Here is a 12270-nt window from a genome sequence, read left to right on the forward strand (position 1 = left end):
GATTTAGGGAGCGTCCGGTGAGGGTTATGCGTGTTAACCCATGCCATCCGGTGGCCTAACGCCTAGGCCTGGTCAGGTAAATGGGTTCACAAAAAACTGTTCTGGGAAGAACAGAAAAAAGCGCACTCGCTTTTAACGAGCGTTTTACCGTTGTGAGCACAACTGATAAAAGCGACTTTTTATTCATTGAGGTAGAAAAATATCTAAACGGTGGTGAGACTTCTACTGTGAGTCTCTATGCAAAGGTTTCGTATAAAAAATGAAATAACCAACGGTTTGGTTCATTTTTTACAGATAATTAACGGGAGACACGGGTAAAATGAGCAGGAGGTTACTAAATGCTGTTTAAAATGAAGGAATGGTAAACAAGGGGTGTGTTTTGGTGCTGTTTTGGAAAAAGTAGGTCAAAAACAGAAACTGCCCCTCTGAAAAAGGAACAGGCACGTTTTGGGGCTGTTTTTTTGAAAACAGACCCAAAACAGAGCACCAGCCTTAGAGCAGGTTTCTATCTGTCTTTTGCGCCGCACAAGGCCTCAAAAGAACCTGCCCTGGCGGGTGCCTCGCCCCCACTATGCTGCTCAAAAAATGGGATAGAAGAACCGTTTGCTCCCCGTTTTCGCCTGCACAATCAAAAGGTAAACAAGCGCTTACCACCCCCCAAAAAAAAAAGGACAGTCTCCTGAATACCAGAAAACTGGTTAATGCAGAAGGAGTAGTTGCGTTGTCTTTAGGCCTGCACTTTGGGGTGGTTCCTCCAGGAGGTGCTTTGACTTTTGGCTTACCGCGCCTCAAACTGAAGCTTCAGCAAATTGGTGTAGATGCCTTCCGGGTTGCTGGAAAGTTCTGCATGGGTGCCTTGTTCGGCAATCTGGCCGCGGTCAATCACCAGAATCTTGTCTACTTTTCTAATAGTGGCCAGGCGGTGGGCAATGATGATGGTGGTGCGGTCTTTCATGAGCTCATCCATGGCGTCCTGTACCAGTTTCTCAGACTCAGAGTCCAGGGAGCTGGTGGCCTCGTCCAGAATCAGGATGGCCGGGTTCTTCAGAATGGCGCGGGCAATGGCAATGCGCTGGCGTTGGCCACCAGACAATTTAATGCCGCGTTCGCCCACCACGGTGTCAAACGCCTCAGGGAACGACTGGATGAACTGCAGGGCATTGGCTTTCTGGGCGGCCATGAGAACCTCCTCTTCGGTGGCATCAGGTTTTCCGTAGGCAATGTTCTCTCTGATGGTTCCGCCAAATAGGAGTACCTCCTGCGGCACAATGCCCAAGTTGCTGCGCAGGTCATGCAGCGGCATGAAGTTTATATTCTGGCCATCTACAAAAATACTGCCCTGGTCTACCTGGTAAAACTTCATGAGCAGCTGCACAATGGTTGATTTCCCGGCTCCACTGGGTCCCACCAACGCTATTTTTTCGCCCGCCCTTATTTCAAAATGAATGTTTTGGAGCACCTGCAGGTCGGGACGGGTAGGGTAGGAGAAGCCTACGTTTTCATAGCGCACCTGGCCGTTGAACCGCACCGCATGTGCAGAGCTCAGCCCCAATTCCGTGTGCTCTACCGGCAAATCCAGAATCTCCAGAATGCGGTCAGAGGCACCCAATGAAACCTGAATCTTGGCGTACAAATCACCCAGACCGGCCACCGACGCGCCAATGAAAGTGGTGTATAGAATGAAGGAGGTCAATTCGCCAATGCTCAACTCGCCGCGCTGCACCAGGGTGGCGCCGTACCAGATCACCAGAATGATGCCGCCAAACAACCCAATAATAATAAAGGAGATGAAGGCGCCGCGGTAGAAAGAGGTGGTGATGGCCGTTTTCACGGTGCGGTTAAGGGCGGTGCGGTAGCGGTTGATCTCAAACAGCTCGTTGGTGAACGACTTCACCACCTGAATGGCCTGCAGCGTTTCCTCCACAATCACGTTGGTGATGGCCAGCTCGTCCTGGGTTTTTCTGGACAGCTTCTTCAGTTTCTTGCCGAAGATCATGGCCAGAATGATAAGTACCGGGAACGTGGCCAACATGAACAAGGAAAGCTTCACCGAGTAGAACATGATAAAGCCAATGCCCACCAGCAAAGTAGTCACCTGCCGGAAGAGTTCTGCCAGGGTGATGGAGAAGCTGTCCTGGATATAGCTCACATCTGAGGTGATGCGGCTGGTGATCTCGCCCACGCGGCGCTGCTCAAAGAAAGTGAGCGGCAAACCCATGAACTGCGAGTAAAGGCTTTTCCTGATGTCGGCAATGGCGTTTTCACTGACTTGGGCAAAGAAGTACACCCTGAAGAAGGAGAAAATGCCCTGCAGCACAATCACCCCAAACAGCAGAAGGGCAATAAGGTCCAGATCTTGGGTAAAGGCGCTTTCATTGCCTACGGCGGCATCAAGCAAGACACCCGTTACCGCCGGAAACGCCATAAACGTGAGGCTGGAGAAAAGCAGGAACGCCAAACCAATGATAAATTTCCCCCGGTACGGAAGCAGGAACCTGAACACTTGCAATCCCCGCCGAAGGCTGTCTTTGCTGATCCTCTTTTTGCCTTCGGTTGCCTCGTCTTCCGCCCCTGATCTGCGTTTTGCCATGTAATCGTAAATTAAACCTAGCGCCTGTGCTGTGTATGAATAGCCGTTTCTGGGCTGTTTTTCTGAAAATAAGCCAAAAACGGCGGCATGCCGTTGGCTTTCAACCTGCAAAGGTAGGCATTGCCCGTGACTTACCCAGCAACCCGGGCCGCAGAGATAGAGGGGGCAGAAGAGTTTTTTCTCCGGGAGAAAAGCAGCAGCCCCAGAAACATGAGCAACCCGTTCAGCAGCAGCAGCTCAAACCCGAACTGGTAGCCCCAGAACCATTCCTGTGAATGGGTGCTGAGCACGTACGTCAGCCCCGGCGAGGTTATCCCCAGTAGAGGGACAACCCGGTCTGTCACCGTGCGGTTGGTGAACATGCCAAACGTGAACATGCCCAGCAGCGGACCATACGTGTAGCCCACCAGCGTAAACAGCAGCGCAATAATGCTGGCGTCATTGTACACCTTAAAGAAGAGAATCACCGCCAGCAGCAGCAATGAAAAGCCTACGTGCACCCAGTTCTTGTACTTGATCCGTTCGGCCTCCGGCCGATGCTGGAAGTTCAGGAAGTCAACGCAGAAGGCAGTGGTGAGCGAGGTGAGGGCAGAGTCAGCAGAGGCGTACGTGATGGCCGTAATGCCCAGAATAAAAGCCACGGCCACCACCGCAGACAGATGGTTTAAGGCCAGGAACGGGAAAACATCATCTGCCTTCTCGGGCAACGAGATTCCCTTGGCCGCGGCATAGAAGTAGAGCAGGGCACCCAGGCAGAGGAACAGCAGGTTCACCACCACCAGAATCACCGTGAACCAGAACATGTTCTTCTGGGCTTCGGGCAGGTTGCGGCAGCTCAGGTTCTTCTGCATCATGTCCTGGTCCAGCCCCGTCATGGCAATGGTGATGAACGCACCCGCCAGCACCTGTTTCACAAAGAAGTTAGGCGCCTTGGCATCCCAGACAAAGAGATCAGCGTAACGGCTGCCGCCGATGGTGTGGACCAACCCCGAAAACGAAAGCTGCAGCTCCCCCGCCACCAGCCAGATGCTGGCCCCCAGGCACAGAAGCATGGCCAGTGTCTGCAGCGTATCGGTCCAGATGATGGTTTTCATGCCGCCCCTGAACGTGTAGACCCAGATAAAGCCAATGGTCAAGGCCACCGTGCCGGTAAACGGAATCCCCAGCGGCCCGAACACCGCCAACTGCAGCACGCCCGCCACCAGGTACAGCCTGAGCGCCGCGCTCATCGTGCGGGACAGCAGGAAAAAGGCGCTCCCGGTCTTGTACGACCAGAACCCCAGCCGCTGCTCCAGATACGTGTAGATAGAAACCAGATTGAGCCGGTAATACAGCGGCAACAGCACCAGGCCAATCACCACATACCCCAGCACATAGCCCAGCACCATCTGCAGGTACGTGAAGCCCGTCTTCTCCACCATACCCGGGATAGACACAAACGTGATGCCCGAGAGGGTGGTGCCAATCATGCCAAACGCCACCACGTACCAAGGCGAGGCCCGGTTGGCCAGGAAGAACCCGCTGGTAGATTCGCCTTTCTTGCTGGTGATCAGTGAAATGAACAGCAGCAGAAAGAAGTAGGCAATGATGATACTCAGTATGAAATAAGGAGACACTTCTGTGAATTAAGAATTAGGAATGCAGAATCAGGAATTGAAATTCGGCGAAAGCCGAAGACTAGTTGAACACCTGATGGAAAGGTGCAAAGATACCCTTCTGCTGCCAAAAGTTCTAAATGCGAACCGCCGTCTGTTTTTGGCCTGTTTTCTGAAAAACAGGCCAAAAACAGACGGCGGTCCAGAAGAAAAATAAGCTGTGTTTAGGCAGTTTCAGTGTCGTTGGCCAGTACAGGCTCTTTGCTGGAAATAGCCCACAGGCCAATAAAGGTTAGGAAACCGTTCAGCAGCAATACTTCAAACCCGAACTCGTAGCCCCAGAACCACTCCTTGGAGTTGGCGTTGAGGATGAACGTGAGCAGCGGGGCCAACAGGCAAACCACCGGTACCAGGTTGTCGCGCACGGCGCGGGTATTGAACATGCCAAAGGCGTAGAGCCCCAGTAACGGCCCGTAGGTGAAGCCCGCCACTTTAAACACCGCCTGCACCACACTCTCATCATTCACCAGTTTGAAGATGATGATCACCACCGCCATTAAGGCCGAGAAGCCCACGTGCACCCAGTTTTTAAGGCGTACGCGCTGGGCTTCAGGACGATTCTTGAAATCCAGGAAATCCACGCAGAAAGAGGTGGTCAGCGCCGTCAACGCCGAGTCAGCCGAAGCGTAGGTGATGGCCGTGATGCCCAAGATAAACGTGATGCCCGCCAGCGGGGTGAAGTATTTCAAAGCCAGCTCCGGGAACACCATATCGCCTTTGGCGGGAAGGGTGATGCCTTTGGCATCGGCGTATAAATAGAGCAAAGCACCCAGGCACAAAAACAGGATGTTCACCAACAGAATGATGGCCGTGAACGAGAACATGTTCTTCTGCGCCTCCTTCAGGTTTTTACAGCTCAGGTTTTTCTGCATCATGTCCTGGTCCAGCCCCACCATCACAATGGAGATAAAGGCGCCAGACACAAACTGTTTCAGGAAATACTTGGCGTCTTTGAAGTCATCTAAGAAGAAAACCTTGGAATATTTACTATCAGAGATGGCCGTTACCATGCCGTTGAAGTCAAAGTTAAGGGCGTCTTTGATCATGATAATACTAATGCCCACACATACCAGCATGGCCAGCGTCTGGAAGGTGTCGGTCCAGATGATGGTTTTCATACCGCCCCTGAACGTGTAGACCCAGATCAAAGCAATGGTGATGATCACTGACACCTCAAACGGCACGCCCAAAGAATCAAACACCGCCAGCTGCAGTACGCCTGCCACCAGAAACAGCCTGAACGCCGAGCCCAGCGTACGGGCCAGCAGAAAGTAGGCCGCCCCCGTTTTATAAGACCAGTACCCAAACCGCTGCTCCAGGTAGGAGTAGATGGAAACCAGGTTGAGACGGTAATACAGAGGCATGAGCACCAGCGCCACCACAAAATAACCGGCCATGTTGCCCAGAATGAACTGCAGGTACGAGAACTGGGCCGTGGCCACCATGCCGGGCACCGAAATAAAGGTTACCCCAGAGAGCGACGTGCCAATCATCCCAAACGCCACCACGTACCACGGCGAGGCGCGGTTGGCCAGAAAGAAACTGTCAGTAGACTCGCCTTTCTTGCTGGTGAGGAATGAAATCAGAATGAGTACACAGAAGTATGCGGCTATAATGCCCAGAATAAGGGTAGGAGACATGGGGTGGCTTTGTGGGTTTGTTAGGAATGGTGCAGGGACAAATATAAATAAAAACCCAGACGGCACTCTTTGAATTTTTTCAAAAGCTGGAGGTTGTCAGGAAGCAGAAAGCCTTCCCAGAGAAGTATGAGAAGGCTTCACCATAAATAGCAACCCTGAAAGGCAGGGGCGGTTAGAACGGGTTGTAAAAGCCACCAGCCGGGTAGCCGGAGTAGTAACCTGGGCCTCCCCAGTAGCCGGAGCCGCCGTTGCTGTACCTGATGGCGCCAGAGACAGTGACATTAGGGGTGACCTGGTACTGCGCCTGAAAGTGGAACCCCTGCTGGGGGAGCTGTCCATAGCCATAAGGGGAGTTCCGCCAGCGGTTCATGGTAGGGGCAGAGCTCAGGTCTTTCCAAACGCTTCCGCTCAGCAGCAATTTCTCAGTCATGGCATAGGAGCCGCCTACGTGCAATAGATATTGTCTGCTGGGCGCGCCGGTCAGCACGGTGGTAGAACTGCCTTCACCGGTGGGTACGGTCAGGGTGGGGGTGTTCCAGTGCTGGATCATGGCCAGGCTGCTGAACACCTGGAACCGGGGTGTTACCTGGTACTGCACCCGTGGCTCTATGAAAGAAGCCGATCCCCATTTGCTGAAAGCTGCCCCAGCTGAGAAGCTGTAGCCTACGCGGGGCTTGAATACTTCTGGCAGCGGTTTGCTGGCTGAGTCCCGGGCAGTTCTCAGCGCAACGTCCTCCTGGGAGACCGTGGGGAGCACCTCCTGCGCCCGTACCGGCAAGAGCCCCAGCACTAGAAAAGCTACTACCAGCAATGATTTTATGTAACCTGGTCTGTTCATGTTGAGCTGTGTAAGAAGAAACAAAGCGGTGCAGCTGCTGATTTCCTCACTAAGATAGCAATTTTACTTCTTTAACGAAAGAATGGCAGGAATCGTGCAAGAAGTGGGGGCTGATCTGCGGGTGAAATGAAAAGCTTCCTGTTTTAGGGCTGTTTTCCAGAAAACAGCCCTAAAACAGGAAGCCAACAAGAACCCCACCTTACTTCGCCTGGCTTTTCAGCCAAGCCTCCCGGCGGGCTTTCACCTCAGCAGATACTTTTTGGCCTGACTCTTCTAACGGAACCAGTTCCAGTTCTGGTTCCTGCGCCAGGGTGAGCGTCACCTTTTTCGGCTCGCCGTTTTGCAGCACCTCTAACGCCACCTGCTCCCCCGGCTTGTGCGTGGTCAGCAGGCTGTCCAGTTCTTTGCGGTCTTTGAGCTTCTTGCCGTCAATGGCTAAGATAACATCGTTGCGGTCAAGGCCTGCCTGGTAGAGAGGGCTGTTCCGGAAGGTTCCCATCAGGATAGTGATCTGGCCATCTTTCACCTGAAGCTGTTCCCATCCCAGCACGGCCTTTCCCGGCTTCTCTGGCCGGAAAGCCAGGCCCATCTGCGCCGCCAGCGTTTCATACGGCATCAATTCCTTGCCCAGAATGTGGCGCTGGAAAAAATCTTTGGCAAAGGCAGGGTCCTTGGTCAGGTCGGCCAGGGCTTGTTCCAGGTCTGGCAGGGTGTAGGGTTTTTCGGGCTTCCCGAAACGCTGCCACAGCAGGCGCATATAGTCATCTGCCGTAATCCCTTTGAAACGGGTGCGCAGGGTCCAGTCAAGCCCGGTGCCAATGGCGCTGCCGTACGTGTAATATGAGATGAAGGTGTTGTGGCGGTTCACCGGGTCCACAGAACGCGAGGCATCTACAAAGGGCGCCTGCATGCTCATCTCCACCGGAGAGAAAAACTCTTTGCCCGGCAACAGCAGCACTGCGTTCAATGTACCCGCCACGCTCCCCAGAAACGCCTTCTGCTCTGTGACCTTGGCGCGGTGCAGGAGCAGGTTGCCGTAATAACTGGTAAATCCTTCGGCCAGCCAGAGGCCCTCGCTCATGTTGGCATCAGCAAAATTGAACGGCTCCAAACTCTTAGGCCTGATGCGCTCCACGTTCCAGGCATGGAAAAACTCATGTGACAGCGTTCCCAGGTTAGGGTTCATGCCGCTCTTAAGCGGGCGGGAGCTGGTAATGACGGTAGAGTTGCGGTGCTCCATGCCGTCACCGGGGGTAGCGGGCATATAGCAGGCAATGAACGTGTACGTGCCGAAGTCAAACGTGGGCAGCCCCCCAAACACCGCCTGGGCCTCGGTTACAATGCGTTTTGCTTTTTGGGTGTACTCGTCCAGCTCCTTGTCTGTACCCTGGTGGTGCAGGCCAATCCTGATTTTCTGGGTGCGGCCCTGCTCCTTCACCTCCCATTCCCGCCACTTCAGATCAGCCAGCTCTGTGGGGCTGTCCATGAGGTACTGGAAATTGGGGGCCGAGAACGTGAGGGGGTCAGCTTCGGGCTTCAGTTGGGTGGCGGCGGTCCAGTTGGCGCCCGTAGGCGGAATGAATTTCACCTGCACCGGGGCCTGCTCTAACGCGGGGGCGTACATAAACGTGGCGGGTGCGTTCAGGTGGGCGTGCGAGGCGTTTACGCCGGCGTAGGTTCCGTCTGGGTGGTCGGCAAAGAGCGTGTAGGTCACGCGCACGGTGCCGTCATGGCCAGAGACATTCCACTGGTGCAGGTTGGGGCGCTCTACGGTCAGCAGTTTTCCCTGGCTATCAGTGGCTTTTACGCTGTACACATTCTTGGCGAACTCATGCAGCGCATAGCGGCCGGGGGAGGAGCGGGCCATGCGCACTTCCAGCACCGGCGCCTGTACGCCTGTAAACGTAGCCTGAACAGTGGCTTCATGGTGCGCCGCATTCTCAAAAGACACCTGGTACGCCACACGCGGCTGGGCAAATGCCACAGAGTGAAAAGTCATCACCGCCAGGGCCAAGCCTAGAAAGATTCTTTTTTTCATGGGAGAGGGTTTGGGTGTCCAAGATACGCAGGAACCGTGAAGACACAAGGCGCCGGGCCAGTTGCCATTGGCCAGGCGTTGGTAGTTCCTGCCGGGGTGCATGCCGGCTCACCTTCTGTTTTCGGGCTGTTTTCAGAAAAACAGCCCGAAAACAGAAGGTGAGGCTACTGCCAGTTCTTTAGATTTTTTTTGGGTGGGCTTTTTGCTTGCAGCACCTGCGCTTTGATGAAGCCCCGGTAGAAAAACGCCTGTTGCCGGGGTGCAAAGCCCGCTTCTCCCAGCAGCTGGTCCAGCGGCGGGAGCCTGCTGGCAGATATCTGACTTACTTTTCTGAAGAACCGGTACATGGCCCACAGCAGGAATTGCTGCCACCTCCTGTTTCGGCCGCCGGCCGAAAGGTGGAAGTCTGTGTGCAGCCAAAGGCCCGAGGGGAGCAGGGCGGCAGCCAGCCTGTTGATCATGGCCGCTGCTTCTGGGGGAGTGAAAAGGTCCAGCACAAATGGGGTGAGAACCACGTGGAACGTCTCATGGGGCAGGAGGTCCTGCTCAGTGCCGCACCTGAACTCAACAGCGGCTGCGTGGGGTAAATGGAGTAGCCGTTGCCGTGCTTTCTGGAGCATGGTGCCCGAGGCCTCTAAAAACAACACTTTCCCTGGGGTGCAACAGCCGAAGAGCTGCGTCAGGAGGAAACCGCTTCCCCCGCCCAGGACCAATACCCGCGCCCCCGCAGGGATTTGAGGCAGGAAATGCTGCTGCGCCCGTTTCTGCGCCTGGCCAAATACCAGTACCGCCAGCGTATCATACACCGGGGCAATCAGGTTAAAGTCAGGCGAAGGCTTGGAAGGCATACGAGAACCCTGCGTTTTGGAGCTGTTTTTCCAAAAGTAGGCCAAAAACAGGATTTGGCACAGACATTTGCAGGTCTTTTGAACATGGCAGATGGGTAGAAGAAAGAACTGGCCCAATACTCCAGACTTGCCGGGTGCCGCAAAGAGTTCAGCCATGCGTAGAACCCACCCCTTCCCCTCCCGGGAGGGGAGCATCTGCAATGCGTGGGGCAAATGGCGGGTGACCGTACCTCAGCAATGCGTGCCCTCCTGAGGCAACATCCCCCTTCACCCCCTTCAAATGGGGAGTATTGGAGTGAGTTCTGAGTCCTGAGTGCTGAGTCCTTTCTTTTTCTTTAGGCAATTCAGCACGAATGAAGTACAATGCCTGGTTTCGCTGCCGCGCCGCGGGGGCAGCCAGAGACCGCCCGTCATCAGTAGGCACGCGTCTGGGGACCCGTGCCAGCGCGTGAGTATCAGCTGGCGTTAGAAGGCACGGAAGTAACTTCCGCGCCATAGGGGGGCAGAAGAGGGAGCTATAGAGGGCAGAGGTAATGTGAGGCTGCCGCCTCATGGAAGCTGAAAGCTTCCGCCATTATAGGTCCAAGTTGGAAACTTGAACCAGAGATTGTGACAAACAAGCAGCAATAAAAAAACAAACAACAATGAACAATCAACACTTCTGCTGGTGGCACCTCTGTAAATTAGCACTTCTGCCCCTGGCTGATGTGCGCAGCACGGGCTCGCCTCAGGCTAGCGGGACAGCAACGGTTACTTGCAGAGGCAGACATAACAGCACAAGCAGTTATAGGAGGGGAACCCAAACCAGTCCTGGCGGTGAGCGCCTCTGTTAATACGGTGCCGCTTCAGCGGCAAGGCCGGAGGGCCTAGTTTTAACAGCAGTGCGAGCCGCCAGGACGGGGCCCCGCGGCCGTGAGCGCTTACCGGAAAAGATGAAACAATGCAGCTACTAAACCACCGCGTCAAACGCCAAAGCCAGGGGAAACAGCAGACCACGCATTGCAGCAACGGCAACCAGCAGAACAAAGAATCCTTGAACCGCGCAGGGCAACAAACCACCGCCAAGGAAGCCGTAGACCTCGCATTTCAGTAGCAACACAGCAGGGTTCATCAACCCACGCATTTCAGCGGCAGCAATGGCCAGTCACCAAGCCCAGGCAGCAACAGCAGCATGCAGCAAAGCCAAACGGCTGTCAACAGCACCCGGCAATGCTACCCTCACCAACCCAACGAAAAACAACCCTGCTCAGGCATGCTGAAAATGACGTTCTGCCGTCTCCTCCAGTTTGGAGAAGATAAAATCAATGGTTTGCTCGCGCATTTTCCGGGCATCGCCTTTAAAGATCACGCGGTACTCCTCCACCTTCTCTTTAAAGAAAATAGAGACAAAGACGGTGCCCACGGGTTTTTCAGGGTTTTCAGAGCCGCCTGCGCCGTACAGGCCGGTCACGGCAACGCAGACGTCTGCGTGCAGGAGCTTGTGCAGGCCCAGGACCATCTCATTGGTGACTTGCTGGCTCTCGGCGGAGTATAGCTTCAGGCTCTCGTTCTTCACGCCCAGCACTTTGTTTTTAGCGTGGGCGCTGTACGTGACCATGCTCCCCAGGAACACATCTGTGGTGCCGGTGGCTTCACTGATGGCCGCGGCCAGGCTGCCCGCGGTGCAGCTTTCAGCAAACGCCACGGTGAGGCCTTTGTCTTTGAGTTTAAAAATGAGCTGGGAAATGTCTTCGGTCTTCATAGCGGTAGGGTGGCCATAAGGGCTATTACTCTTTTGGGGGCGATGGGGTTGTGGCAACAGCCCGGCGCCAACACCTGGAGAAAGTACTACGTACAGTACAGGAAGTTTCTGTTTTGCGCCTGTTTTTTCCAAAACAGGCGCAAAACAGAAAAGACAACTGGAGCTATGAAAAAAGCAATAAGGAAAATGGTGGCCTCTACGGCCCTGTTCACGGTAGAGCTGGTGGTGATCTGGAGCGTATTCCTGCTGTGCCTGGTGCTCTTCTTCTGGCTGGGCCATGAGGTGCTGCCGGGGCGGGAGCTGGGTTTTGACAGCAGGGCCTTTGCCTGGGCAGATGAGCGGGCCAACCCCGGCCTCACCGAATTCATCAAAGGCATAACGTTTCTGGCCTCGCGCAATTTTATCACGGGGGCGGGGCTCATGCTGATCGGGTATTTTCTGTTTGTGAAGAAGCACAAGTGGTACTCCCTCAAAGTGCCGGTGATTGCGGTGGGCAGCATCTCGCTGAACCTGCTGCTCAAGTACCTGTTCAACCGGCCGCGGCCGTTCATTCCGCACCTGGTAGATTCATACGGGTTGAGTTTCCCCAGCGGGCACGCCATGATCAGCGCCTCGTTCTATGGGCTGTTGATTTATCTGGTCTGGAAGAACGTGGAGGTGGCGGCGTGGCGGTACCTGCTGGTGATCCTGCTCTCGCTGCTGATCCTGTTCATTGGCTTTAGCCGGGTCTACCTGCACGTACACTACGCCACAGATGTGATTGCGGGGCTGGCCGCCGGTCTGGGCTGGGTGATTCTGGCTGTCTTCCTGCTCAACCGCATGGAGAAATTCTCTAAGCGCAACCTGAACCCGGTGGTAAAAGAGGGGCTCCCCACCTCGTCTGCCCCGTAGGCAAAAAAAATATTTCACTTTTTAACGCC

Annotated in this window: 9 protein-coding genes; 2 read left to right on the plus strand and 7 right to left on the minus strand. The window is 54.7% G+C overall.

Features of this window, described 5'->3' with window-relative positions; translation table 11 throughout:
- Window positions 1-778: 778 nt before the first annotated feature.
- The 6 genes from FHS90_RS07410 to FHS90_RS07435 form a co-directional block, all read right to left on the minus strand.
- A complete protein-coding gene (locus FHS90_RS07410) occupies window positions 779-2590 on the minus strand; it encodes an ABC transporter ATP-binding protein (protein WP_182512558.1) in 1812 nt (603 codons plus the stop codon).
- A 131-nt stretch (window positions 2591-2721) separates the two neighbouring features.
- Window positions 2722-4206, minus strand: coding sequence for a sodium:solute symporter family transporter (locus tag FHS90_RS07415; protein WP_182512559.1), 1485 nt, complete (start codon window positions 4204-4206; stop codon window positions 2722-2724).
- 203 nt (window positions 4207-4409) lie between these two features.
- Window positions 4410-5885 (minus strand): sodium:solute symporter, encoded by a 1476-nt coding sequence (locus FHS90_RS07420; RefSeq protein ID WP_182512560.1) that lies wholly within the window; start codon window positions 5883-5885, stop codon window positions 4410-4412.
- A 172-nt stretch (window positions 5886-6057) separates the two neighbouring features.
- The gene (locus FHS90_RS07425; RefSeq protein ID WP_182512561.1) at window positions 6058-6723 is read right to left on the minus strand and encodes a hypothetical protein; all 666 of its coding nucleotides are present in this window, start codon (window positions 6721-6723) and stop codon (window positions 6058-6060) included.
- 199 nt (window positions 6724-6922) lie between these two features.
- A complete protein-coding gene (locus FHS90_RS07430; protein WP_182512562.1) occupies window positions 6923-8761 on the minus strand; it encodes a M61 family metallopeptidase in 1839 nt (612 codons plus the stop codon).
- Window positions 8762-8925: 164 nt separating this feature from the next.
- Entirely contained in the window at window positions 8926-9609 is a 684-nt protein-coding gene (locus FHS90_RS07435; RefSeq protein WP_182512563.1) for a class I SAM-dependent methyltransferase, read from the minus strand.
- A 940-nt stretch (window positions 9610-10549) separates the two neighbouring features.
- On the opposite strand from FHS90_RS07435, the gene FHS90_RS07440 reads away from it, so the two are divergent.
- The gene (locus FHS90_RS07440) at window positions 10550-10702 is read left to right on the plus strand and encodes a hypothetical protein (protein ID WP_161947679.1); all 153 of its coding nucleotides are present in this window, start codon (window positions 10550-10552) and stop codon (window positions 10700-10702) included.
- Window positions 10703-10855: 153 nt separating this feature from the next.
- Here FHS90_RS07440 and FHS90_RS07445 read toward each other — a convergent pair whose 3' ends face one another.
- Entirely contained in the window at window positions 10856-11350 is a 495-nt protein-coding gene (locus tag FHS90_RS07445; protein WP_182512564.1) for a CinA family protein, read from the minus strand.
- A 165-nt stretch (window positions 11351-11515) separates the two neighbouring features.
- Between FHS90_RS07445 and FHS90_RS07450 the strand changes: the two genes are divergently transcribed.
- Window positions 11516-12241: a phosphatase PAP2 family protein gene (locus FHS90_RS07450; protein ID WP_066830004.1), complete on the plus strand. Its 726-nt coding sequence runs from the start codon at window positions 11516-11518 to the stop codon at window positions 12239-12241.
- Window positions 12242-12270 lie beyond the last annotated feature (29 nt).

The organism is Rufibacter ruber (assembly GCF_014138425.1).
Taxonomy (GTDB): Bacteria; Bacteroidota; Bacteroidia; order Cytophagales; family Hymenobacteraceae; genus Nibribacter; species Nibribacter ruber_C.

Bases quoted from the DNA above. Each gene is read 5' to 3' on its own strand.
- FHS90_RS07435 (WP_182512563.1), bottom strand. From the start codon at position 9,609: ATGCCTTCCAAGCCTTCGCCTGACTTTAACCTGATTGCCCCGGTGTAT.
- FHS90_RS07420 (WP_182512560.1), bottom strand. From the start codon at position 5,885: ATGTCTCCTACCCTTATTCTGGGCATTATAGCCGCATACTTCTGTGTA.
- FHS90_RS07430 (WP_182512562.1), bottom strand. From the start codon at position 8,761: ATGAAAAAAAGAATCTTTCTAGGCTTGGCCCTGGCGGTGATGACTTTT.
- FHS90_RS07410 (WP_182512558.1), bottom strand. From the start codon at position 2,590: ATGGCAAAACGCAGATCAGGGGCGGAAGACGAGGCAACCGAAGGCAAA.
- FHS90_RS07445 (WP_182512564.1), bottom strand. From the start codon at position 11,350: ATGAAGACCGAAGACATTTCCCAGCTCATTTTTAAACTCAAAGACAAA.
- FHS90_RS07440 (WP_161947679.1), top strand. From the start codon at position 10,550: ATGCAGCTACTAAACCACCGCGTCAAACGCCAAAGCCAGGGGAAACAG.
- FHS90_RS07450 (WP_066830004.1), top strand. From the start codon at position 11,516: ATGAAAAAAGCAATAAGGAAAATGGTGGCCTCTACGGCCCTGTTCACG.
- FHS90_RS07425 (WP_182512561.1), bottom strand. From the start codon at position 6,723: ATGAACAGACCAGGTTACATAAAATCATTGCTGGTAGTAGCTTTTCTA.